At 72.8% G+C, this 23257-nt stretch carries 18 protein-coding genes; 7 read left to right on the forward strand and 11 right to left on the reverse strand.

The window, feature by feature from the left end; genetic code table 11:
- The first annotated feature begins 3 nt into the window (after positions 1–3).
- A complete protein-coding gene (locus ACFY0K_RS04395; RefSeq protein WP_390638528.1) occupies positions 4–858 on the forward strand; it encodes a hypothetical protein in 855 nt (284 codons plus the stop codon).
- A gap of 46 nt (positions 859–904) precedes the next feature.
- Positions 905–1216 (forward strand): hypothetical protein, encoded by a 312-nt coding sequence (locus ACFY0K_RS04400; protein ID WP_046730425.1) that lies wholly within the window; start codon positions 905–907, stop codon positions 1214–1216.
- A 69-nt stretch (positions 1217–1285) separates the two neighbouring features.
- On the opposite strand, the gene ACFY0K_RS04405 is transcribed toward ACFY0K_RS04400, so the two are convergent.
- From ACFY0K_RS04405 to ACFY0K_RS04415, 3 genes are read right to left on the reverse strand one after another with little or no spacing between them, the layout of a single operon-like run.
- Positions 1286–5827, reverse strand: a complete 4542-nt coding sequence (locus tag ACFY0K_RS04405; RefSeq protein ID WP_390638529.1) for an FtsK/SpoIIIE domain-containing protein — start codon at positions 5825–5827, stop codon at positions 1286–1288.
- A 59-nt stretch (positions 5828–5886) separates the two neighbouring features.
- Positions 5887–7065: a hypothetical protein gene (locus ACFY0K_RS04410; protein ID WP_390638530.1), complete on the reverse strand. Its 1179-nt coding sequence runs from the start codon at positions 7063–7065 to the stop codon at positions 5887–5889.
- On the reverse strand, positions 7062–7634 hold the full coding sequence (locus ACFY0K_RS04415) for a sigma-70 family RNA polymerase sigma factor (protein ID WP_390638531.1): 573 nt from the start codon (positions 7632–7634) through the stop codon (positions 7062–7064). Before ACFY0K_RS04415 ends, ACFY0K_RS04410 begins: the two co-directional genes overlap by 4 nt.
- Before the next feature lie 312 nt (positions 7635–7946).
- Between ACFY0K_RS04415 and ACFY0K_RS04420 the strand changes: the two genes are divergently transcribed.
- The 3 genes from ACFY0K_RS04420 to ACFY0K_RS04430 all read left to right on the forward strand — a co-directional run bounded on the left by ACFY0K_RS04420 (position 7947) and on the right by ACFY0K_RS04430 (position 13564).
- Complete coding sequence (locus ACFY0K_RS04420; protein ID WP_390638532.1) at positions 7947–8897, forward strand: ricin-type beta-trefoil lectin domain protein; 951 nt, start codon at positions 7947–7949, stop codon at positions 8895–8897.
- Between the two features lie 396 nt (positions 8898–9293).
- Positions 9294–11627, forward strand: coding sequence for a Tat pathway signal sequence domain protein (locus tag ACFY0K_RS04425; RefSeq protein ID WP_390638533.1), 2334 nt, complete (start codon positions 9294–9296; stop codon positions 11625–11627).
- A gap of 26 nt (positions 11628–11653) precedes the next feature.
- The gene (locus ACFY0K_RS04430; protein WP_390638534.1) at positions 11654–13564 is read left to right on the forward strand and encodes a glycoside hydrolase family 97 catalytic domain-containing protein; all 1911 of its coding nucleotides are present in this window, start codon (positions 11654–11656) and stop codon (positions 13562–13564) included.
- Here the strand turns inward: ACFY0K_RS04430 and ACFY0K_RS04435 are convergent.
- From ACFY0K_RS04435 to ACFY0K_RS04450, 4 genes are read right to left on the reverse strand one after another with little or no spacing between them, the layout of a single operon-like run.
- Positions 13555–14469: a squalene/phytoene synthase family protein gene (locus tag ACFY0K_RS04435; RefSeq protein ID WP_390638535.1), complete on the reverse strand. Its 915-nt coding sequence runs from the start codon at positions 14467–14469 to the stop codon at positions 13555–13557. The two genes, ACFY0K_RS04430 and ACFY0K_RS04435, sit on opposite strands and share 10 nt — an antisense overlap.
- Positions 14470–14521: 52 nt before the next feature.
- Positions 14522–15484 (reverse strand): alpha/beta fold hydrolase, encoded by a 963-nt coding sequence (locus ACFY0K_RS04440; protein ID WP_390638536.1) that lies wholly within the window; start codon positions 15482–15484, stop codon positions 14522–14524.
- A 30-nt stretch (positions 15485–15514) separates the two neighbouring features.
- Positions 15515–15688 (reverse strand): hypothetical protein, encoded by a 174-nt coding sequence (locus tag ACFY0K_RS04445; protein WP_390638537.1) that lies wholly within the window; start codon positions 15686–15688, stop codon positions 15515–15517.
- 3 nt (positions 15689–15691) lie between these two features.
- Positions 15692–15982 (reverse strand): MFS transporter, encoded by a 291-nt coding sequence (locus tag ACFY0K_RS04450; protein ID WP_390638538.1) that lies wholly within the window; start codon positions 15980–15982, stop codon positions 15692–15694.
- Between the two features lie 24 nt (positions 15983–16006).
- Between ACFY0K_RS04450 and ACFY0K_RS04455 the strand changes: the two genes are divergently transcribed.
- Both ACFY0K_RS04455 and ACFY0K_RS04460 read left to right on the forward strand, forming a co-directional pair.
- A complete protein-coding gene (locus tag ACFY0K_RS04455; protein ID WP_390638539.1) occupies positions 16007–16942 on the forward strand; it encodes a LysR family transcriptional regulator in 936 nt (311 codons plus the stop codon).
- A 120-nt stretch (positions 16943–17062) separates the two neighbouring features.
- Positions 17063–17806, forward strand: a complete 744-nt coding sequence (locus ACFY0K_RS04460; protein WP_390638540.1) for a YoaK family protein — start codon at positions 17063–17065, stop codon at positions 17804–17806.
- A 58-nt stretch (positions 17807–17864) separates the two neighbouring features.
- Here ACFY0K_RS04460 and ACFY0K_RS04465 read toward each other — a convergent pair whose 3' ends face one another.
- The 4 genes from ACFY0K_RS04465 to ACFY0K_RS04480 all read right to left on the reverse strand — a co-directional run bounded on the left by ACFY0K_RS04465 (position 17865) and on the right by ACFY0K_RS04480 (position 23256).
- Complete coding sequence (locus tag ACFY0K_RS04465) at positions 17865–19325, reverse strand: aldehyde dehydrogenase family protein (RefSeq protein ID WP_390638541.1); 1461 nt, start codon at positions 19323–19325, stop codon at positions 17865–17867.
- Positions 19326–19372: 47 nt separating this feature from the next.
- Positions 19373–20899, reverse strand: coding sequence for an APC family permease (locus tag ACFY0K_RS04470; RefSeq protein WP_390638542.1), 1527 nt, complete (start codon positions 20897–20899; stop codon positions 19373–19375).
- A 214-nt stretch (positions 20900–21113) separates the two neighbouring features.
- Positions 21114–22127, reverse strand: coding sequence for an SDR family oxidoreductase (locus ACFY0K_RS04475; RefSeq protein WP_390638543.1), 1014 nt, complete (start codon positions 22125–22127; stop codon positions 21114–21116).
- 19 nt (positions 22128–22146) lie between these two features.
- The gene (locus ACFY0K_RS04480; RefSeq protein WP_390638544.1) at positions 22147–23256 is read right to left on the reverse strand and encodes an enolase C-terminal domain-like protein; all 1110 of its coding nucleotides are present in this window, start codon (positions 23254–23256) and stop codon (positions 22147–22149) included.
- Position 23257: the final 1 nt, after the last annotated feature.

The following is a 23257-nucleotide window of genomic DNA, read 5'->3' on the forward strand; positions in this document are numbered from 1 at the left end:
CCCATGGCCGATGGCCTGAAAATCGAATACAACGTCCTCAACGATGCCAAACGGGACCTGGAGAACCTGGCCGGCGACATCGGTCCGCTCCTCGACAACAGCACGTTCTCCCGGCTGGGCCAGACGGACTACGACGGATACACCTCCACCGAGGCCCTGACGGTCCTCGGTGACCAGACCCTGGCCGACGCGCTCTCGGGTTTCTACTCCAACGCGAGCAGCACCATGTCCCACGCGGACAAGGGCCTCAAGGAACTGGCGAACGCCTTCGGCTCGGTGGGCGAGGCGTTCCTGTCGTTCGACTCCGAACTCGCCCAGGGCATGGGCATCACCGGCAGCAACCTGGGCCTGCAGAACTACTTCCGGGACAAGGACCTGTGGGACTACAAGCAGGCCCACCTCGACCAGTGCGTGCCCGGACCGGACGGCACGATGCCGGACTTCTGCTCCGCCACCGACCCCGGCGACCCGCCGCTGGACCAGACGATCACCACCGACCGCGGCAGCGTGCACACGCACCTCACGCTCGACGACCAGCACCACGTGATCAAGGAGGAGTCCACCGTCACCTACGACGGCAAGACGTACACCTCGGTCACCAACTACTCCAGCGACGGCAACCACTACACCACGGACACCTCGTACCCGGACGGCAGCACCGTGCACTCGGAGACCAACCTCAACTCCGACGGCAGCGGCACGATGGTGACCACCGGCAGTGACGGCGACACCACGCAGTACACCCGCGGCCCCAAGGACGCCAACGGCAACCAGCCGGACTGGCAGAAGGTGGGCGGCACCACCGGTGACGACAGCGGCGGGGGCGACGACTACAACTCCACGCCCGCCGCCTGGTGACCACCCGACAACCGCATCGCGACCGACAGGAACGGACAGGAACCCCATGGCCAGCTACAACGGCATCAACCTCGACTACCACAAGATCGAGGAGGTCGTGAGCCTGCTGCACGACGCCCACGAGAACCTGCTGCCGGTGCTCAGCAACCTGCGCAACCGGGTCAACACCCTCGTCGACGACGGCATGGTCTTCCAGCAGTCCAGCGAGGTCATCCGCACGACCTACAACAACTTCGACACCAGCCTGCTGGCCGCCGTGAAGGGCATCAACGACTTCTCGGAGATGTTCAACGGCATCAAGGAGAACGCGATCCAGTTCGACCAGGGCATCAGCAGCAGCCTGCAGAACAACTCGTAACGCCCGCAAGCCGGAAGGGGCCCTCCCGCACTGCCCGGGAGGGCCCCTTCGCGTGCCCTGCGGCACGGGTCAGGCGCGCAGCGGGGTGAGCGGCACCTGGAGGGCGAGCAGGGCCCCGCTCGGGCCGGCCGTCCACGCCCGGCCCGGGTGCGTCGACGCCCGGACCACGCTCGGCATCAGGCGCACGCCGACCAGATCGCCCTCGGTGAGGTTCTTCGGCGCGAGCAGCAGGCCGCGCCGCGCCCGGCGGGCCGCCAGCGTCCAGCCGCTCATCCCGCTCTGGAAGCCCTCCGCCGAAGCCGCGTAGACCAGCCCCAGGCCCCGGTCGCGGCCCGAGACGGCGATCTCCTTGAGGAGCTTGTCCGCCGCCGACCCGGTGAGCAGGTCGGCGTCGTCGATCACCACCACCCGCGGCCCCGGCAGCGCGTCGAGCGCCGCCTGCACGGTGTCCGCCGACGGGTCGTTCTCGGTGAGCACGGTGGCCGTGGCATGCCGCTCCAGGGCGCGCAGCGGCGACTCGCGCGGGGTGAGCACGACCAGTGAGGTGCCGCCGGCCAGCAGGGACACCGCGATCGAGGCGAGGGTGTTGCTGCGGCCCGACCCGGCCGGGCCGAACACCCCGAACGCCGAGGCGGAGCCGGCCAGGTCCGTGCCGACCGGGCCGCCCTCGTCGCCGCCGACCCCGAGCAGCCCCCACATCGGCCGCCGGTCGCTCTGCGCGACCTTCTCGTAGGCCTCGGCGAACTCCACCGAGCGCGGCAGCACCGCGACCTGGAACGGCCGCCGGGACTCCGGTACCTGCGCGTCCCGCTTGCGGACGGCCTCGCCGATGGTGCGCAGCGCCTCGGCCTGTTCGGTGCCGCCGCCGGGCGCCAGCTGCGCCACCTGCGTCTCGGTGCCGCTGAGGACGTGCCAGCCGCGGCCCGGCGGGATGTCGGCCGGGATCTTGTTCGGCATCATGCCGACCGCCTGGTAGTCGCTGCGGTCGCCCTGCCGCAGCAGCAGCTTGTGGTCGTTGTGCGCGGCCATCCGCCCGCCCAGCAGGGACCGTTCGGAGGTCGCGACGACATGGATGCCGGCGGCGGCACCCTCACGGATGAGCCGGGTCACCTCCTGTACCAGCTGGCCGTGGTCGTGCTCGTCGATGATGACCGAGAGCGAGTCCCAGCCGTCGATGAACAGCAGGATGTGCGCGGGCCGCTGGGCCTTCGGCAGCAGCTTGCGCAGTTCGGCGATGCCGGTCGCGCTGTGCGTCTGCGCCAGGTCCTGCCGCTCGGTCAGTTCCCGGTTCAGGCGGTGCAGCAGCCGGCCCAGCCGCTCCAGGTCGTGCCGGGAGACCACGCCACCGCAGTGCGGCAGCGCGCCGAGCGCGGTGAGTCCGCCGCCACCCGCGTCGATGCCGTAGATGTGCACGTCGGCGGTGCTCGCCGCACGGGCCGCCGACCCGGCGATGGTCCGCAGCACCTGGGTACGGCCCGAGCGCGGCGCGCCGATGACGTACAGGTGCCCGAAGGTCGCCAGGTCGGCCACGGCCACCCGGCGCTGTTGGAGCTGCGGCACGTCCTCCAGGGCGTACGGGATCACCAGCCGGCCCTCGCGGGTGGCGCCGAGCTCGTCCAGGTCGTCGAGGGTCAGTTCGCGCTGGAGCGGGGGCAGCCAGGGGCTCGGCTGCGGGGTGAAGTCGTCCAGCAGGTCGGCCGCGGTGCGGATCTCCTCGACGAGCGCCTGGAGGTCGGTCGGGGCAGGACCCTGCGCGGAGGCGGCCGTCACCGTCCGCGCCTCGGCAGGGAGTTCGGCGGGCCGCCCCAGGGCGTCCCAGCCCACGTCCACCGTACGCACCGGCTTGCGGGCACCGGCCTCCGGCTCGGCCGCGGCGGCCGGGGTCTCCCGGGGCCGCTCCGCGCCCACCCACGCCGTCTGGAACGGGTCCGCCTGCTTCGGCCCGCGGCGCACCAGGGCCCGCCCGGGGGTGCCTGAGGAGATGTCGACGGCGTCCTTGACGTCGATGATGTCCTGGCTCTCGGTCATGTCGGTGACCCGCAGCGCGATCCGCAGGTTGGTGTTGGCACGGATGTCACCGGTGACCACACCGGCCGGGCGCTGGGTGGCCAGGATCAGGTGGATGCCGAGCGAACGGCCGCGCTGCGCGATGCTGATCAACCCGGGCACGAAGTCGGGAACTTCGCGGACCAGGGTGGCGAACTCGTCGATGACCAGCAGCAGCCGGGGCAGCGGGGCCAGCGAGGGGTCGGCGGCCCGCTTGGCCCGGTACTCGGGGTGGTCCTTGGCGTCGGCGGCGGCCAGCACCTGTTCCCGGCGCCGCAGTTCGGCGCCGAGCGACTCAAGGGCCCGCTCCACGAGGTGGGCGTCGAGGTCGGTGACCATGCCGAGGGTGTGCGGCAGGCCGACGCACTCCTTGAACGCGCTGCCGCCCTTGTAGTCGACCAGCACGAAGGTGAGTTCGTCGGGCCGGTTGACGGCGGCCAGCGAGGCCACGAACGTCTGCAGCAGCTCCGACTTGCCGGAGCCCGTCGTACCGGCGACCAGGCCGTGCGGTCCGTCCTGCACCAGGTCCAGGGAGAGCGGTCCGTCGAAGCCGGTGCCGATGAGGAAGGACGTGGCGGCGGGATCGGTCTGCCACCGGTCCAGCAGCGCCTGCGCGTCGGGCGGCTCCTGGCCGAGGAGGTCCAGGAGCCGCACCCGCTGGGGCAGCCCGGCGTCGTGCTCGGGGCTGACGTCCCGGATCGGGGCCAGCGCACGGGCCACCTGCTCGCACCATTCGGGGGAGACCCGGTCGGCGCGCACCGCGGGCAGGTCGGGCGCGCCCGGCCGCCGCACGGTCAGCCGTCCGTCGGCGGCGAGCACGACACCCGTGCTCTCCTCGGGCAGCAGCCGCTCCTGCTCGTCCAGGCAGATGCTGAAGATCCGCACCCGCGGTCCGTCGGTCAGCACCTGCACCATGCCGGGCACGTCCCGCAGCCGCCGCGCCCCGTCCGCGATCACCAGCACGTCGGGCTCGGCGAAGACCACGTCCCGCTCGTTGCCGGCCTGCCGGCGCCGGGACTGCACCTGGGAGACGAGTTCGCTGATCCGGGCGGAGGTGGACTCCGGGTCGTTGCCGACCAGGACCACGGGACCGCCGGCCGTACCGGGCTTCAGATGCGGCAGCCAGCGCGTCCACGCCCAGTCCGCGACCCGGTCCGGCTCGGTCAGGACGACGATCCTCAGGTCGCGCGGGCTGTGCAGGACACCGGCCTGCGCCACCAGCCAGCGGGCCAGCGGCTGCACCTCGGCGGCCGGGCCCGCGACGCCCACCACACCGTGCGCGGTGATGTCGACACCGATCGGCGTGTCGGGGATGTTCCAGCGGATCGAGCGGTGGTTCTCGTCCCGCGCCGGATCCTCCAGTTCCCGCACCGACGGCTGGTCCACCGTGCCCAGGCGCAGCACCAGGTGGTCCGGGTCGCGGCGGCGCCGCTCCCAGAGCCGGCCGCCGGGACCCGTCGCGATCAGGGCCACCGACGCCGGGTCCGGGCCGGTCTTGTCCCGCACCCGCCGCTCGCCCACCACCGCGTCCCGGACCTGCTCCTCCAGGACGTCACGGCGCCGCTCGTAGGCCGCCTCCGACTCCAGGAACTGCTTGCGGGCCGCACGGCGGCCGGTCGCCCAGTTCGACAGCATCATCATCGGGCTGAGGAACAGGAACACCAGGAAGTAGTACGACTTGAAGATGCTGACCATGAACAGGCCGAGGACGATCGGGGAGATCATCATCACGGTCGGGAACGGCCGCTTCTGCGGCGGCGACGGCGGCTGCGGCAGCCGGACCCGCTCGGCGTCCAGGTGCGGGGCGATCCGCGGCGGCCGGTTGTAGTCCACGCCGTAGCCGTCGGCGGACGGCGTGACGGCCGCGTCCGCCTCGACCGGGGAGCTCATCCGCAGCAGCACCGGACCCACCGTCAGGTCCTCACCGGCCGGCCACGGCACCGGGCCGGGCCCCGCCGGGCGTTCGCGGGGCGGCTGCGGGCGGGGGCGGCGCAGCTGGGTGATGGCGTCGTCGGGCGGCGGCGAGGCCAGCCGGGCCCGCACGGCCGACTCCGGGTCGGCGTCGATGCGCTGCCAGGAAGCGGTGCCGTCCGCGCCGACGGTCACCCACAGCCCGTTCTCCGGCACCCCGTCGGCGGCGTCGAGCCGCAGGGCGCACAGCGGGTCGCTGCCGATCTCGTGGCTGCCGGGACCGAGGCGCCAGGTACGCCCGGCGCCGGGCCCGGAGACGAGGTGCACCTCGGCGAGCACTCCGTCCGGGGCCCCGTCGTCCTGGACCCGGACCAGGTCGGCCGGGCGGGCCGGGCCGCCGAGCCCGACCAGTCCGCCGTCCCGGATCCCGCTGCCGGACACCGGCGTGTCGGGGTCGAGCCGGTGGCCGCCGGTGTAGAGGTTCCGGGCCCGCGGCGCGCCGGCCGCCGCCCAGTCGGCGCCGCCGGTGGCGGCGGCCTCGTCCTTAGTCAGGGCGGCGGCGAGATCGCCGACGGTGGCGTTCGAGGGCAGCCGGACCTGGTGGTCGCGGCGCTGTCCGTCCGTGGCGTCCACGGTGGTGATGGTGAGGTTCACGGCTCCCAGCCGGGCGTTCGTTCGTACGGGATCGGGGGACGGGTACGGCGGTTACGGCGTCACGGCGCCTGCGGCGAGGTCGCGGAGACCCCGGCCGCCTCCGAGGTGCTCGGTTCCGCGAAGTCGTCGTCGCTGTCGAGGGCCGCGGCCGGAGCGGGCACCGGCACGGCGGCCGGCTCGGGCGCGAGGGCCGGCCGGGACGCGGAGACCCCGGTCGGCCCGGCGACGGGGGCCGCGCCGGTGTCGAGGTCCGGCTCGTCCGGCAGCAGGTCGGGGTCGGCCGCGGACACGGCGTCCACCGGATCCGCGGGTTCGTCGTGCGAGAGTTCCGGGCACGGCGGCAGCGCGGTCAGCGTGCGGGCCACGGCCCGCGACAGCGGCAGCACGTCGACCCGGGCGGCGGCGGGCGCGCCGTGCACCGTGAGCACCGCGTCCGGGGCGATCTCCAGCAGCCGGGTCCGGCCCCGGGCCACGCCCAGGCTCAGCAGCCGCACCCCGGAGGGCAGCGGCCGTTCCAACGGGTCGGCGCAGACCGCGACCTCGATGCCGGGCTGCCCGACGGCCGCCGCGGCCGGCATCCCCGGATGCCGCGGGTGCACCCCGGCGGCGATGGCGACCCGGCCCTCGGGCAGCCGGGCGTCCAGCTGCGCGGCCAGTGCCTGGAGCACGGCGCGGGCCGAACGGGCGGCGCGCGAGGGGCCGTACACGGACAGCGCGGGCGGACCGGAACGCACGTCGAGCAGCACGGCGTGGCCCATGTCGTGCCCCACGCAGACCAGCAGCGGTACGGCGGACTCCACGCCGTCGTCCGTCAGATCGGCACGGTCGATCCACCACAGCCGCGGATCGCTCTCGTCCGCCGCCCAGGGCTCCGGCGGCTCACGCAGCGCGTCGCCGTCCGCCGCGACCAGCACCGCCATCCACTCCGGGCCGGCCAGCACGCCGTACGGCCGCACCCCGGGCCGGACGGCCGCTGCCAGCGCCGTGGCCCGCTCGGCGTCGGCCCACACGGCCGGGTCGCGCAGCAGCCGCACCAGCAGGCGCAGACCGCGCCGGTAGCGCAGCTCCGTGCGGACCGGACCCGTGAACGCCTTCGCGGTCAGGCCGATCTCACGCCCGAGCCGGCGCCACAGGGCCTTCCAGCCGCCGCCGCGCCGGACCAGCCAGTGCGTGACGGCGAGGACCAGCACCAGGACGCCGACGAGGCCGAGCAGGGTGGTGACGGTGTCGGAGGTCATCGCGTCTCTCCCCGGAGATGCTCGGTCCCGGCCGGGCGGCAGCCGTGGGATTCGAGGGTGGCGCGCAGTGCGCGGATGCCGTGATGCGTACGGGACTTGACCGTGCCCGGAGGCAGCCCGAGCCGGCGGGCCACCTCATCGCCCGGCTGGCCCAGCAGGTGGACGCGGGCGACGGCCTCCCGGTGCGCGGGAGCGAGGGTGCGCAGGGCGGAGACCAGCATCCGGCGGTCACCGACCTGTTCGGCGTGGTCCGGCACCGGCGCGGGGGCGGCGCCGCCGAAGTCGGCCGCAGTGATCCCCACCGGGATGCTCCGGTCCCGGCGCCTGCCGTCGACCACGAGGTTGCGGGCCACCCGGAACAGCCACATCCGGATGGGCCGGTCCCGCCAGTCCAGCCGTCCGGCCGACTGCCAGGCCCGCAACAGGGTTTCCTGGACGACGTCCTCCGCGCCGTGGGGGTCGCGCCCCATCATGCCGGTCACGAAGCGGCGCAGGCTGTCGCGCTCCGCGAGAAGGAGGCCGAGCGTCCGGTCCGCGCCGTCGGCGCGGTCATGGTCGATGAGGCTCACGGCCTCCGCCTTCCGGTGTCGGTGGTGCTGTTGTGCCGTCGTGCTGTTCTGCGGTCTTGCCGGGTTGCTCTGTGGCACTGTGAATCGTGTCAGGCACGAACGCTAGCGCGAATAACGCCAGTTCCCGAAGCCGCACCCGCCCCGGACTTCAACAGGTTCGTCACAGGCAACTCCGCATAGGTGGACGGAAGGTGACGTTCGGCGGGATCTTCGTGGGCGGGCGGGCGGATCGGCGCCGTGCCTTGGCTACTGTTCCTGTGTCCCGCATGTTCCGGGCGTTCCGAGACCTTCACGAGACCTTCAGGAGACGACGTGCCGCCCCTTCGCAGACCCCGGCCCTCGGCGGAACGGCCCGGTACCCCGGCGGGACGTTTCAGCGACACCTTCGCCCGCCGGCCCGCCGTGCCCCGCCGCGGGCTGGTGCCGGGCGTGCGGGTGTGGGCGACCGTCGGCGCGGCGGCCGGGCTCACCGTCGTCGTCGCCCTGGCCGTGCCGCTGCTGAGCCGGGTGGACCTCTTCCCGGACCCGGACACCACACCGGCCGCGGTGGTGGCGGCGGGCGAGCCGACGACGCTGTCCGGTACGACCGGCTCCGTGTCCCCGTCGCCGTCCTCGTCCCCGACGCCCTCGCACACCACCTCCCACAACCCCGGGAAGACCGCCGTGGGCGGTTCCGGGTCGGCCGGCGGCACGGGCACCGGCTCGACCGGGCAGCAGTCGGGAGGCGGCACCGTCAGCTCCGGATCGGGCGCGAACCAGGATGCGAACTCGGGATCCACGTCGTCCGGTTCGAAGTCCGGCGGCTCCAAGTCCTCCTCTTCGGGCACGTCCTCGTCCGGCGGTTCCACGTCGGGAGGCGGCGGTACGAAGACCACCACCGTGCCCGGTGTGAAGCTCGTCGGCACCGGATCCGGCCGGTGCATCGACGTCACCGGCGCGGGCGGCGACGGCACCCGGCTGGAGATCCTGGACTGCTCGGGCGCCGCCAAGCAGAAGTGGGTCTTCCAGTCGGACGGCACCATCCGCTCGCTCGGCCTGTGCATGGACCTGGCGTGGGGCAACACCGCGAACGGCACCGCGATCCAGGTCGCCAAGTGCAGTGGCAACCGGGCCCAGCTCTTCTACCTCAGCGCACAGGGCGACCTGGTCAGCGCCCTGGCCGACAAGTGCGTCGACGTCACCGACAACGGCACGGCCAACGGCACCAAGCTCCAGCTGTGGACTTGCTCGGGCACCCCCAACCAGAAGTGGCACAAGAGCTGACGACCGAGGCAGCTCGCCTGGTCCGGTGACCGGGGCCGCGGAAACGGGCCTGCGCACCGCCGCACCCGATGTGGTGAACGGCGTTGCGCGCCGGTCGTTCGGATCGAGTTCCCCAGGCTTCCGCCAGGTGTGGGTGCGCGACGTCCGCATGCAGTCGCCGGTCGAGGCGGCGACCGTGAGGACCAGACATCGGACAGGAGTCAGGCAACTCCGATACATCGGAGGAGTCAAGGACTTGGGTCGCGGCTACTGATGTGAACACCGTGTTCAGGCCCATTGTGCGGCCTAAGTTTGCGTGTCCTCGGTCATGTTGAGGCTGTTGACAGGTGCAAGTCCGATCCCTAGGTTCCCGATACACCCGATGTATCGATGATCCGTCAGGTCTGGAGGACGATGATGACCTCGCACCCTGAGCACCGTTCGCCGATGCCCCGCAGGGCCGTACTCGGCACCGCCCTCGGCGGAGCGGCGGCCGTGACCCTGTCCGGGACCGCCCACGCGGCGCCGCCGGAACCCGCCGCCACAGGGGCCCCGGCACCGGCCACGCCGACCGCCCGCCACCCCTGGAAACTCCGCAACACCATGACCACCGACGGCGCCTGGGACCGGTTCCTGCGCGGCCAGGACCTGCTGTGGACCAGGCTGCCGGCCCTCTGGTACGAGGGGCCGTTCCTCGGCGACGGGCTGCTCGGCAGCATGATCTACCAGGAGCCCGGCGCCAACCAGATGCGATTCACCGCCCAGCACGGCCGGGTCCAGGACCACCGGCCGGAGTTCGGCAGCGGCTGGGGCACCGCCCGCCTGCCCGTCGGGCACCTCACCCTCGAACCGGCCGGCACCATCACCGCCGTCGACTGGCGCCTCAGCCTCTGGAACGCCGAACTCACCGGCACCGTCACCACCACCGCCGGCACCCTCACCCTCGCCGCCATCGTCCACGACGAGGTCCTCGCCGTCCGCGCCACCGCCGACGGCGGCGAGCGCGTCACCTGGACCTTCCACCCCGAGGAGGCCATCAGCCCCCGCAAGATCCAGGAAGCTCCGCCGGCCGGATACACCGCCAACCCGCCCTGGACCACCCGCACCACGGCCGACGGCACCGAACAGGTCCTGCAACCTCTCACCGGCGGCGGCCAGACGGCCACCTCCTACCGCCGTACCGGCGACGACCTGCTGCTGAGCGTCGGGCACAGCTTCCCGTCGGACAGCGCCGCCGAGGCGGACTCCCTGCGTCATCTGCGGAGTGCTATGTCATACAGCACACTCAGACGACGCCACACCCGCTGGTGGCACGCGTTCTACCGCAAGAGCTTCGTCTCGTTCCCCGACCAGCGGCTGCAGAGCTTCCACTGGATCCAGCTCTACAAGGTCGCCTCCGCCAGCCGCGCCGACGGCCCGGTCATGGCCACCTCCGGCCCCTGGCTGGAACCCACCCCCTGGCCGGCGGTCTGGTGGAACCTCAACGTCCAGTTGGAGTACTGGCTGATCCACGCCTTCAACCATCCGGAACTGGACTCGCTCGCCACCACCCTGCGCCAGAGCCAGGAGCAGCTGACCGCCAACGTGCCCGCCGCCTACCGCTCGGACAGCTCCGGCATCGGCCGCAGCTCGGACATGTTCGCCAACCGCGAGGTGGGCAGGCCGGGAACCGGCGCCGAGACCGGCGACCTCACCTGGGCCCTGCACAACGTCTGGCTGTCCTACCGCCACTCCATGGACAAGTCCCTGCTCCGCGACACGATCTACCCGCTGCTGCGCCGTACGGTCAATTACTACTGGCACTTCCTCACCCCGGGCAGCGACGGCAGACTGCACCTGCCGAGCACGCTCTCGCCCGAGTACCCGGTCGTTCCGCCGCAGGACACCAACTACGACCTCGCCCTGATCCGCTGGAGCTGTCAGACCCTCCTCGACTCGGCCGAACTGCTCGGCATCGACGACGAGTTGAAGCCCCGCTGGCAGGAGGTACTCACTCGGCTCACCCCGTACCCGGTCGACGACAACGGCTTCATGATCGGCGCCGACACGCCGTACGGCCAGTCCCACCGCCACTACTCGCACCTGCTGATGGTGTACCCGCTGTACCTCGTCAACTGGGACCAGCCGGAGAACCGCGACCTGATCACGAAGTCCGTCGTGCGCTGGCACGCGCTGACCGGCGCCCACCGCGGCTACAGCTACACCGGGGCGGCCTCGATGTACGCGATGACCGGCGACGGCGACACCGCCATCGGCTACCTGCGGAAGTTCTTCGACCCCACGACCCGCTACCCCTGCCGGGCCAACACCCACTACACCGAGGCCGGACCGGTCATCGAGACCCCGCTGTCCGCCTCGCAGTCCCTGCACGACATGTTCTGCCAGAGCTGGGGCGGGATCATCCGGGTCTTCCCGGCCGTCCCGACCGCCTGGGCGGACCTCACCCTGCACGACTTCCGCACCCAGGGTGCCTTCCTGGTCAGCGCGGTACGCAAGGCGGGCAGCACCCGGTTCATCCGGATCCGCAGCCTCGCCGGCGAGCCGCTCAGGCTCCGCCACGGCCTGACCGGCCCCCTCACCGTCCTGCTCGACGACGGCACCCCGGCCCGCACCCACGACCTCGGCGACGGCACCCTCGCCATCGACCTGCCCCGCGGCCGGGAGGTCCTCGTGCACTCCGGCTCCCGCCCCGACCTCGTCATCGCCCCCGTCGCCGTCAGCGAACCGGGCGCGGCGTGGGGACTGCCGTAAACCAGCGACCGGAAGGCAGGGTTCACATGGCCGTTCCAGCCCCGAGAGCCGTGCGGACCGTGGCCGCCGCGCTCAGCGCCGCACTGGCCGCCACGCTCCTCGTCGCCGCCCCCGCACGGGCCGAGCAGCAGCACCGGCCGCCGCACACCTGGGCCGTGACCGAGGCGGCCCACGCCCCCAGCGCCCGGATAGCCCTCGACGACACCACCGGCACCCTCAGCCTCGCGGTCTCCCGCGACGGCCGTACGGTGATCGAACCGTCCCCCCTCGGCATCCACACCCAACAAGCCGACCTCTCCCAGGGGTTGCGCTTCCTGCACCGCAAGGACCGGACGATCGTGGAGCGTTACCGGGCGAAGTCCGGCAAGCGCCTGGACCGCCGGGTGCGCATGAACGAGACCCGGCTGTCCTTCGCCACCGCCGCCGGCGCCCGCCTCGATCTCGTCGTCCGCGCCGCGGCCGACGGCATCGCCTACCGCTACGTGCTGCCCGCCGGGTACGGGGACGTCCTCGGCGAGACCTCCGCGTTCAACCTGCCGGCCGACGCGGGCGCCTGGCTCAGCACCTACCGGGTCGACAACGAGGGTCGGTTCAACCAGTACACCGCCGCGACCGCCCCCACCGGCGCCTACTCCGACCAGGCCCTCTTCGCCACCCCGGGCGGCTACACCCTGCTCGCCGAGTCCGACCTCACCGGCACCTACTCCGGCGCCCGGCTCGCCCACACCCAGGGCACCGGCACCTACCGCGTCGAGCTCGCCGACAGCCGGGTGCACACCGACGGGCCCCTGACCACCCCCTGGCGGGCCGTGATCACCGGAGACCTCGGCACCGTCACCGCATCCACCTTTACCGACGACCTCGCCCCCGCCTCCAAGGTCGCCGACACCTCCTGGATCCGTCCCGGCACCGTGCTGTGGACCTGGCTGGCCGGCGGCCGCACCGCGGGGCAGAGCCTCGACGCGCAGGAGGCGTACGTCGACTACGCGGCCGCCCACCACTGGCCCTACGAGGCCGTCGACTCCGGCTGGTACTTCAAGAAGGACGAGTGGGACGTCACCGACCCGGACTGGCAGACCGACAGCTGGATGCCCCAACTCGTCGACTACGCACGGGCCAAGGGGGTCGGGATCATCGTCTGGATCCACCAGCGCGACCTCGACACCCCCGAGGAACGCGCACAGTGGCTACCGACGTTGGAACGCTGGGGCGTCAAGGGAGTAAAGATCGACTTCATGAACTCCGAGGCGCAGATCATGTTCCAGTGGTACGACACCGTCCTCGCTCAGACCGCCGCCCACCACCTCATGGTCGACTTCCACGGCGCCACCCTGCCCAAGGGCATCCAGCGCACCTGGCCGCAGGTGATGACCATGGAGGCCGTCGGCGGCGAGGAGAAGCGCACCAACACCGCCACCCACCTCACCACCCTGCCCTTCACCCGCAACGTCATCGGCTCCATGGACTTCACCCCCGGCGGCTTCCAGCGCGTCGGCCTGCGCCCGAACTCCGACGCGGCCGAGGCCGGACTCACCGTCGCCTACGAGTCGGGGCTCCAGATGTTCGCGGGCACCCCCGATTCGTACGACCAGCGGCCCCTGGCCCGGGATTTCCTCGACCAGGAGCCCGCGGCCTGGGACGACACCCGGCTGCTGGCCGGCAGTCCCGGGCAGGAGGCCGTGCTCGCCCGCCGCAACGGGGACCGCTGGTTCCTGGGCGGGGTCTACGCCGGTGCTGCCCACACGGCCACCGTGCCCCTGGCCGTCGGCCGGGGCCGCTGGCTGGTGCAGACGATCCGGGACGGCGCGGACGGCCTCGTCCAGGACAGTCAAGTCCTGCACGGAGGGGATGACTTGAGGATCGACGTCGTCGCCGACGGCGGCTTCGCCGGGATCGCCTGCCCCTGGCACCCGGGCGTCACCACCTGCTACCGCTGAGCGCGCACCGCCGCCCGGCGGGCACCGAGCAACAGCTTGAGGGTGCCCGCCGTGGACGGCGACGCCGAACCCCGCAGCACCCCCGTCCCACGCGCCAGTACCGCCTCGGCGGTCATGAGCTCGATCTCGATGAGGGCGCTCACCATCGGCCGGTGGGCGGGCGGCATCAGGCCCAGCACCTCCCGGCCCGACCGCAGATCGGCCCGGGCCGCCTCGACCTCGTGCGCCACGAGGGAGCGCAGCCCGTCGGAGGCACGGCCCGCCTCGAGGTCCGCCACCGTGACCGAGAAACGCTTCAGGGTCTCGGCCGGGATGCCCGGATGGCCCTCCCGCAGGTCCTCGGCGAGGTCGTTGACGAAGTCCAGCCGCTGGCTGCCGTCGATGAGTGTGCGGCAACCCGCCCGGAACCGCCCGTCGGTGTCGCTCTCGGGCCCCAGCAGCCCGGCGATCGGCAGGAAGGCGGGCAGCGAGTAGGCGTCCACATAGGCCTGGTAGTCGGCCTCCGTGGCGAAGCCGTCGAACGCCAACTCGGCGGCGGCGGTGGCCAGATACGCCTCCACGGCCTCCCGGTGCCGGGGGTACGTGCCGACGGTGTGCAGGAGGGTGCGGATCAGCGGATCGTCACTGGCCCCGGTCTCCAGCGCGGTACGCACCCGCTCCTCCCAGGCGTCCCAGGCCGCCGCCCGCTCCGGCTTCGGGCCGGAGTCCAGGAGCGTGTCGCCGTGGTGCATCACGGCCGTCGCGGCCACCACATGGGGCAGCACGGCGGGCGGCAGCAGCACCCGGCAGGCCAGGTAGGCGCTGCGCCGGTACCGCCGCACCAGCCGGCGCTGGACGCTGTAGTCCCGGCGCAGTTGCGGGTCCGTGATGCCTGCCGCGGTCAGGGTCTTGTTCCACGCGCTCACGGGATGATCGTAGAGGTAGGCCCGGACAGCGGAGTCCGGCCCCCGAAGAGGCTCAGGAAAGGGACTTCAGGAACTCCAGCAGCGCCGCGTTCACCTCGTCCGGGCGCTCCTGCTGGGTCCAGTGCCCGCAGCCCGCCAGCTTCAGCGGCTCGCGCACCAGGTTGGGCATCAACTCGGGCAGGCGGGCGATGAGTTCGGGCGTGCCGGGGAACGCCGGGACCAGGTCGCGGTCGCCGTAGACGTAGAGCGCGGGCGGGGTGACGACGGCGCCCTGCCAGGGGGCGGTCAGTTCCCAGTTGCGATCCAGGTTGCGGTACCAGTTGAGGGCGCCGGTGAAGCCGTGGGAGAAGCTCTCGGTGAGCGCGTCGAGGTCCGCCTCGGTGAACCACGCCGGCAGGGTCTCCGGATCCGGCATGTCCGCCAGCCAGCCGCGCTCGGGATCGACCAGCGGCTGCCGGACCTCGCCGGCCCCGGCGCCCTCCCCGGACGCCATGGTGAAGAACTTCCGCAGCGTGGTGCGCGGGTCGCGGCCGAACTCGGCGTCGGCGACACCGGGGCGGTTGAAGTAGTTCCAGTAGAAGCGCCCGCCGAACCGCTGCTCCATGGTCCGCAGCGGCGGCTGTGCCCCGCGGAACGGCGGCGGCACGCTCAGTCCCGCCACCCCGCGCACCAGGTCGGGACGGAACAGCGCGGTGTGCCAGGCCACCGGCGCGCCCCAGTCGTGCCCGACGACGAACGCCCGCTCCTCGCCCAGCTCCCGGATCAGCCCGACGACATCACCGACCAGGTGGAAGATGCTGTACGCCTCGACGTCCACCGGGCGATCACTGCTGCCGTACCCGCGCTGGTCGGGGGCGACCACGTGGAAGCCGGCCGCGGCCAGCGGCCCGAACTGGTGCTGCCAGGAGTGCCAGGACTCGGGGAAGCCGTGCAGCAGCACGACCAGCGGACCTGAACCCTCCTCGGCGATGTGCAGCCGGATCCCGTTCACGTCGACCATTCGATGCTGAACCATGTGCACGAGCGTACGCGCAACGATCTTCGGCTACCCGTCCTGGCCGGCTCCGGACGCGGGGGAGACGTCCGGAGCCGGCGGCGGCGCGGGGACCCGGTGGCCCTTCCCCGCGGCGACGGCGGCGTCGAAGGCGTGCGTGGCCTCGGGCGTGGTGCCGGGCAGCAGGTAGGACCTGGCCTGCTCCTCGAAGCGCCGGTCGGTCACGGTCTAGCGGGTGTGGTGCTGGGCGAGGTGCTCCGCCCACGACCCGACGAGGTAGTTCTCGATGAACCGGCCGGGTTCGGTGCCGTCCTCGTACAGACCCCAGGTGAGCGCCCCGGTGCGGCGCCGGGAACGGGCGACGTTCTCCATGGCCCGGGCGAAGGCCACCCCGTCGTCGGGGGAGACGTGGTAGACGATCGAGACGAGGACCGGCCCGTCGGCCGAGTCACCGGGGGCCGCCCGGACCGGCGCAGCCCCACCGCGAGGGATCTGTCGGGCACATCGATTGACGGCCATGCATCGGCAGGAGAGATTGGTCCCATGGAGCTGCGGCATCTGACGTACTTCCTGGCGGTCGCGGACAGCCGCAACTTCACCCAGGCAGCCGCCCGCTGCTACGTCGCGCAGTCCGCGCTGAGCCAGCAGATCGCCCGGCTGGAGAAGGACGTCGGCGCCCCGCTGTTCCACCGCACCAGCCGGTCGGTACGCCTGACCGCCGCCGGTGAACTGCTGGAACCGCTGGCCCGGCGCATCCTGGCGGACGTCGACAACGCCCAGGCCGCCCTCGACGCGCTGGCCGGGGTGCGCCGCGGCCGGCTGCGGCTCGGCCTGGTGCAGACGATGGCCGTGTCCCTCGACATGGTCGAGGTCGCGGCCGAGTACCGCGCCCGCCACCCCGGCGTGGAGCTGCGGGTGTCCAACGCGCCCAGCTCCCTGATGGCCGCCGCGGTCCTCGCCGGCACCCTCGACGTCGCGGTGGTCAGCATGGCCGCCCGGGAGGTGCCGGAGGGTCTGGACCACCGGGTGCTCGGCAGCACCCCGCTGGTCGCCCTCGTACCCCGGGAGCACGCCCTGGCCGACCGGGAGGCAATCGACCTCGCCGACCTGGCGGACAGCCACCCGCTGATCCAGTTCTCGCGCGGCAGCGGCCTGCGCCGGCAGGTCGAGGCGGCCTTCGCCCGGGCCGGCGTCGGGGCGGGCCAGGACTTCGAGGTCGGCCAGATCCACGACATGATCCGGCTCGCCGTACGCGGGGTGGGGGTCACCGTCGTCCCCCGCTCCTCCGTCGTCGGGCCCGGCTCCCTGCTGGGCCTCGGCACTACCGCCGAACTGCCCCACGGCGCCCGGATGCTGCGCCTCGTGGACGACCAGGCCGTGCACCACATGTGCGTGGTCTACGACGGCACCCGCCTGGCGCCGGCCGGCGCGGCCTTCCTCGACGTCCTCGACCGGCACGTGACCGGTCGATCGGCATGAGCGATCGCTGCGTCCGGATCCATATGTTGGACAGCACGACCGGGCCGGCCGGAGGCTGGAGGTGACGCACGCCACCGGGCGTGTCCCCGTTCCCGACCCGAATGGACCACCATGCCGATCATGGACGCGGTCCGGCCCGTGGTCCGGGACGCACGGGCCACCGTGCTGCCCGACCCGGCCGACCGGCACGGCCCCCTGCCCCCGGTGATGCTCGCCCTCACCGTGGTCACCGGCCTCGTGGACGCCTTCAGCTACCTGACCCTCGGCCATGTCTTCGTCGCCAACATGACCGGCAACGTCGTCTTCTCCGGCTTCGCGATCGCGGGCGCCGCCGGCTTCTCCTTGGCCGCCTCGCTCGCCGCGCTGGCCGCCTTCGGGGCGGGCGCCCTGCTGGGCGGCCGGATCGCCCACCGGTGCCGGGCCCACCGCGGCCGCGTCCTGCACGTGGCGCTCGTCCTGGAGACGGTCCTGGTCCTGGCCGCCTACGTCGTCGCCCGGTACGACGCCCCGCTGGGTGCGGCCGGGGCCCGGTACCCGCTGATCGCACTGCTCGGCCTCGCCCTGGGCATCCAGAACGCGACGGCCCGCGCCCTCGCCGTACCGGACCTGACCACGACCGTCCTGACCATGACCATCACCGGCATCGCATCCGACAGCAGGGCCGCCGGCGGTCCCGGAGGCAGGACGGGCCGCCGCGCCCTGTCGGTCCTGGCGATGTTCGCGGGAGCCCTCGTCGGCGCCTGCGCCGTCCGCTTCGGCGACCCGTCCCTGCCGCTGCTGCTCGGCACGCTGCTCCTCGCCGGCTGCACGCTGACCGCGTTCACCCTGACCCGCTCGGACGGGAGCTGGACCGACCCGCTGTGACCCCGGTCCGCCGCCGGGGCCCGTCGGTGAAGAACGCGACCCGCGGCGGACGCGGCGCTCAGAAGGGGTAGTGCGCCTGCTGGGTCGCGAGCGTCACCCAGCGGGTGTTGGAGAACGCCTCGATGCCCCAACGGCCGCCGAACCGGCCGTACCCGGAGGCCTTGACCCCGCCGAAGGGGGCGTGCGGCTCGTCGGCCACCGACTGGTCGTTGATGTGCACGATCCCGGTACGGATCCGGCGCGCGACCGCCAGCCCGTGCGTTGCGTTCTCGGTGATGATGCCGCAGGTCAGGCCGTTGTCCGTGTCGTTGGCGAGGGCGATCGCGGCGGCGTCGTCGGCGAACGTCTCGACGACGCCGAGCGGTCCGAAGGCCTCCGCGTAGTACAGCTCGGCGTCCTTGGGGACGTCGGCGAGGACGGTCGCCGGGTGCACCGCGCCCTCCGGCCGGCCGCCGCCGGTGAGCACGGTGGCCCCCTTGCCGACGGCGTCCGCCACCAGCCCCGCGACGCGATCCGCCGCGGCGGCCGTGACCAGCGGGCCCACCACGGTGTGCGGGTCGCCCGGATCGCCGGCCGGGAGGGCGGCGACCTTGGCGCTGAGCTTGCCGGTGAACTCCTCGGCGAGGGACTCGTGGACGAGGATCCGGTCGCCCGACATGCAGATCTGCCCGGAGTTCATGAACATGCTGAAGGTGACGGCGTCCACCGCGTAGTCCACGTCGGCGTCCGCGAGGACGAGCACCGCGTTCTTGCCGCCCAGCTCCAGCACCGCCGGCTTGAGGTGCCGTGCCGCGTGGATGCCGATGATCCTGCCGACGCCGGTGGAGCCGGTGAAGTTCACCGCCCGCACCCGCGGGTCGGCGATCAGCGCCTCGGCGATCTCGGCCGCGTCCTCACGGGCGTTGGTGACCACGTTCAGCACGCCGTCGGGCAGCCCGGCCTCGCGGAGCACGTCCGCGACGAGCAGCCCGCAGGCGATCGGCGCGTCCTCGCTGGGCTTGACGACGACCGTGTTGCCGGCGGCGAGCGGCGCCGCGACCGCCCGGACACCGAGGATGACCGGGGCGTTCCACGGCGCGAACGCCGCCACCACCCCGAGCGGCTCCCGGACCGCGAGCCCCAGGGTGCCCGCCTCCTGGGCGCTCAGCACCTCACCCCGCGGCGCGGTGATCGCGGCCCCCGCCTCGCGCAGGATGTTGGCGGCGAGACCCACGTTGAAGCCGGCCCACGGCCGGGTGCCGCCGACCTCCTGGGCCATGAGGTCGGCTACCTGCTCCGCGCGTGACTCCAGCAGGTCGGCGGCCCTCAGGAAGATCGCGCGACGGGCGAAGGGGGCGAGCGCGGCCCAGTCCTCGAAGGCCGCGTCGGCGGCGTCCACGGCGCGGGTCACGTCCTCGGGCCCGGCCGCGGCGACCGTGGCGTAGACCTCGCCGGTGTAGGGGGCGATGTCGTCGGTGGTACGGCCGGACAGGGCGGGGACGTCCTTGCCGCCGATCAGCAGTTCGCGAATGAGGGGCATGGGCGCAACCGTAGGCACCGCATGTTTACGGTTCAAGCATTCGGGACCTACTTTTCGACGGCCGCCGCCCGGGTCGGCCGGCCCAGCGCCCAGAACAGGACACCCAGGAGCATGAAGCCGACGAGCGGGATCAGCTCCGTCAGCAGGTACTTCCCGCGCTCGGCATGGCTCCAGCCGTCCGGCGCGTAGTCGGCGCCGAACCAGTGGTCGCCGGCGCCGGGCGCCACCAGCTGCACACTGGCGAAGAGGATCAGCAGGGTCAGGACCCCGCTGATGACCCAGGGGAGGGGGGCCCGGTAGGGGCGGGGCGTGTCCGGGTACTTGCGGCGCAGGAACGGCAGCGCCGGGAAGATGCCCAGGTAGCTGACGAGGGTGGTCGACACGGCGAGGCCGAGGACCGCGCCGAAGAGCTTGGCCGCGCTGCCGTTGGTCAGCTGGTGGGCCAGGATCAGGACCGCGGTGGAGACCAGGCCGCTGAGGATGTTCACCCGGACCGGGGTGCCGAACCGGCTGGAGATCACGCCGAGGAAGCGGGGCGCGGCACCGTCGTAGCCGGAGACGGCCAGGGCGCGGTCCGAGCCCATGATCCAGGTGACGCCGGAGGACAGCACCGTGAGGATGAACATGATCCCGGCCAGGTCGCCGAGCACGGTGCCGAACCCGCTGAGCGTGGCGGTGCCGTCGGCGCCGACGTGGCCGCCGTACACGGTGAAGACCTGCCGGATCGCGTCGACGAAACCGCCGAGGCCGGTGATCGCCTTGACCGGGAGGACGAGCAGGATGCCGAGGATCGGCAGCGCGTAGAGGAGGACGGAGAGGACGGCGCTGCGGAAGATGCCGTACGGGATGTCCTTCTGCGGGTTCGTCATCTCGTCGCCGGCGGTGTTCGGCAGCTCGAAACCGACGTAGTTGAACATCAGGACCGGCACCAGGCCGACGAATCCCGCGTAGGTCGGCGAGAAATCGCCGATGCCGAAGCCGTGCAGCCCGTGCTGGATCCCGTAGACCACGACCGTGACGGTGAACAGGCCGAGCAGCACGAACCGGCTCCAGGCGCCGATGGTCGGGATCCACTTGCCGATGTCGAAGGAGAGGATCGCGGCGAGCACGCCCACCCACACGAAGACGACGGTGAAGACGTAGAAGGCGGGGGTGCTCAGCTCCTTCCCGCCGTTGAAGAAGGTGGTGTACGCCGTGACGGCGGAGACGGCGAGGGTGCCGCCCAGCCACACCGGGTTGGTGATCCAGTACAGGAAGTTGTTGACGGCACCGGCGAGGCGGCCGAAGGCCCGGCTGGTCCAGATGTAGGGGCCGCCCTCGTCGGGGAAGGCCGCGCCGAGCTCGGCGATCAGCAGCGCGGACGGCACGAAGAACACCACGGCCAGCACGATCAGCCAGGTGAACGCCTCGGCGCCGGACGAGGCGACGGCACCGATGGTGTCCACGCCGACGATGGTGCACAGCAGGAAGAACAGGATGTCGAAGCGGCCGAAGTGCTTGCGCAGCTTCTGCCGTTCCGCCTGGGCGGCGGCCGGCGCGTCGACCGGCTCGGGTGCGAGGGGGGCAGCGGTCACCGGGAGCTCCAGCGTGCTCGGGAGGGGCGCGATTCGGCCATGGTCCACTGCGCCGCACAAGCACACAAGCGTTCGGACCCAAGTCGTGACCATCGCTTCCGGCACCCACAGTCACCGGAAATCTCCCGGAAATCTCCCCGAGACCGGGAACCGGGGAAACCGGGGAAACCGGGGAAACCGGGGAAACCGGGGAAAGCTCGGAGACCGAGACCCGCTACGTGCCCCTGGTGCCCAGCAGCCGTCGTACCCCGCCGACCGCCGCGACGGTCAGGGCGGTCGTGGTCGCGGCCGTCACCGCCGGGTGCCGGGCCAGCGCGGCCTGCACGGAGTGCCCGTGCGACCGGTCGTCGAACTCGCCGTGCGCGCCGTGGTCGGTGCCGGGCACGGAGTCGGCCGGCGCGTACAGGTTGCCCCGGCCGGGGGGTGCGGGCGCGTCCGTCTGCTGGGAGCCGAAGCCGGTGCGGGCCAGGTAGCGGTCGAGGAGGGCGGGGGCCAGCCGGTTGGCCCAGATCGTCGCCGCCGTGGTGGCGCCGATGTAGCGCTGTTTGCGGCCGGGACGGTCGGCGGCGAACACGACACCGCGCGCGGCCACCTCGGGCTGGTAGATCGGCGGCACCGGCTGCGGATGCCGGGGGAGCTTGGAGCGCACCCAGGAGAACTGCGGGGTGTTCACCGCCGGCATCTGGGCGATCGTGACGTGCACGTTGCTGCCCTGGTGCAGCAGTTCGAGCCGGACGGAGGAGGTGAAGCCGTTGATGGCGTGCTTGGCGGCACAGTAGGCCGACTGGAGCAGGATCGCCCGCTCGCCGAGTGCCGACCCGACCTGCACGATGGTGCCCCGGTCGCGCGGCAGCATCCGGGCGAGGGCGGCCCGGGTGCCGTTGACGAACCCGAGATACGTCACCTCGGTGACCCGCCGGTACTCCTCCGGGGTGATCTCGGTGAAGGGCGCGAACACGCTGGTGAAGGCGCAGTTGATCCACACGTCGATGGGCCCGAGGAGCCGTTCGACGGCGTCGGCGGCGGCCTCCACCTGGCCGGCGTCCGCGGTGTCGGCCTGCTGGATCAGCGGATGGCCACCGAGTTCGGCGACCTCCTTCGCCGCGGCTTCCAGCCCGGCCTCGCCCCGCGCGATCAGGGCGACGCGCGCCCCGCGTTCGGCGTAGAGACGGGCGACGGCGCGGCCGATGCCGGCGCTTGCTCCGGTGATGACGACGACTTGCGACATGGTCCTTTCCTTCGGTTCGTCAGCTGATGCGGAAGGGGCGGGCCCGTTCGGCGTCGAGTCTCAGTCCCAGCCCGGGGGAACCGTCCCGGCCCGGGACCAGGGCGCCGCCCCGCGGGCTCGGGGCGCCGTCGAAGAGCAGCCGTTCGATGCGGACGTGGTCGTGGAACCACTCCAGATGCCGCAGGTTCGGCACCGAGGCCGCCGCGTGCGCGTGGGCGGCGGGTGCGCAGTGCCCCGAGATCTCCAGACCGTGGCTCAGCGCCAGCGCCGCGACCCGCAGCCAGACGGTGATCCCGCCGCAGCGGGTGACGTCCGCCTGGAGGCAGTCGACGGCGCCGGCGGCGAGCATGTGCCGGAAGTACGGGAGCGTGTAGCCGTACTCGCCGGCCGTCACGTCGGCCATGACCCGGCCACGGACGGCGGCCAGTGCGTCGAGGTGGTCGGAGGAGACCGGCTCCTCGAACCAGGTCACGCCCTCCCCGTCCAGCCCCGCGGCCACCCGCACGGCCTGCTTGGCGCCGTAGCCGCCGTTCGCGTCCACGTACAGTTCGGCCGCGTCGCCGATGCTCGCGCGGGCCCGGGCCGCCCGCGCCAGGTCGTGTGCCTCGCGGCTGCCCCAGGACTCCCCGATCTTGATCTTGACCCGTGGGATGCCCTCCTCGGCCACCCAGCCCCGCAGCTGCCGGTCCTGCCGCTCCGCGTCGTACGTGGTGAAGCCGCCGCTGCCGTACACCGGCACCTCGTCACGGGCGGCGCCGAGCAGGTCCACCAGCGGGAGTCCGAGCAACCGCGCCTTGGCGTCCCACAGGGCGATGTCGACGGCGGAGACCGCCTCGGCGGCGATTCCCGGCAGTCCGGCGTTGCGCACGGCACGCTGCATGGCCTCGTTGGCACGCGGCACGTCGAGGGCGGACAGGCCGGTGACCGCCGGGGCGAGCAGGTCGTCGACGGTCCTCGCGGCCGCGGCCGGGGCGTAGGTGTACCCGAGCCCGGTGACCTCCCCGCAGCGGACGGTGACCAGGACGAGCGTGGTGCTGTCCCAGGCCGCGGTCCCGTCCGCCTCGGGCGCGTCCGTCGGAACGGTGTAGACGGCGCTGTCCACCCGCTCGACGGCCGGCAGGTCGCTCACG

This window comes from Streptomyces sp. NPDC001507 (assembly GCF_042894765.1).
GTDB lineage: Bacteria > Actinomycetota > Actinomycetes > Streptomycetales > Streptomycetaceae > Streptomyces.

Coding starts and splice junctions, on each gene's coding strand:
- ACFY0K_RS04425 (WP_390638533.1), top strand. CDS start 9,294: ATGACCTCGCACCCTGAGCACCGTTCGCCGATGCCCCGCAGGGCCGTA.
- ACFY0K_RS04460 (WP_390638540.1), top strand. CDS start 17,063: ATGGACGCGGTCCGGCCCGTGGTCCGGGACGCACGGGCCACCGTGCTG.
- ACFY0K_RS04395 (WP_390638528.1), top strand. CDS start 4: ATGGCCGATGGCCTGAAAATCGAATACAACGTCCTCAACGATGCCAAA.
- ACFY0K_RS04410 (WP_390638530.1), bottom strand. CDS start 7,065: ATGACCTCCGACACCGTCACCACCCTGCTCGGCCTCGTCGGCGTCCTG.
- ACFY0K_RS04400 (WP_046730425.1), top strand. CDS start 905: ATGGCCAGCTACAACGGCATCAACCTCGACTACCACAAGATCGAGGAG.
- ACFY0K_RS04465 (WP_390638541.1), bottom strand. CDS start 19,325: ATGCCCCTCATTCGCGAACTGCTGATCGGCGGCAAGGACGTCCCCGCC.
- ACFY0K_RS04475 (WP_390638543.1), bottom strand. CDS start 22,127: ATGTCGCAAGTCGTCGTCATCACCGGAGCAAGCGCCGGCATCGGCCGC.
- ACFY0K_RS04455 (WP_390638539.1), top strand. CDS start 16,007: ATGGAGCTGCGGCATCTGACGTACTTCCTGGCGGTCGCGGACAGCCGC.
- ACFY0K_RS04440 (WP_390638536.1), bottom strand. CDS start 15,484: ATGGTTCAGCATCGAATGGTCGACGTGAACGGGATCCGGCTGCACATC.
- ACFY0K_RS04430 (WP_390638534.1), top strand. CDS start 11,654: ATGGCCGTTCCAGCCCCGAGAGCCGTGCGGACCGTGGCCGCCGCGCTC.
- ACFY0K_RS04450 (WP_390638538.1), bottom strand. CDS start 15,982: ATGGCCGTCAATCGATGTGCCCGACAGATCCCTCGCGGTGGGGCTGCG.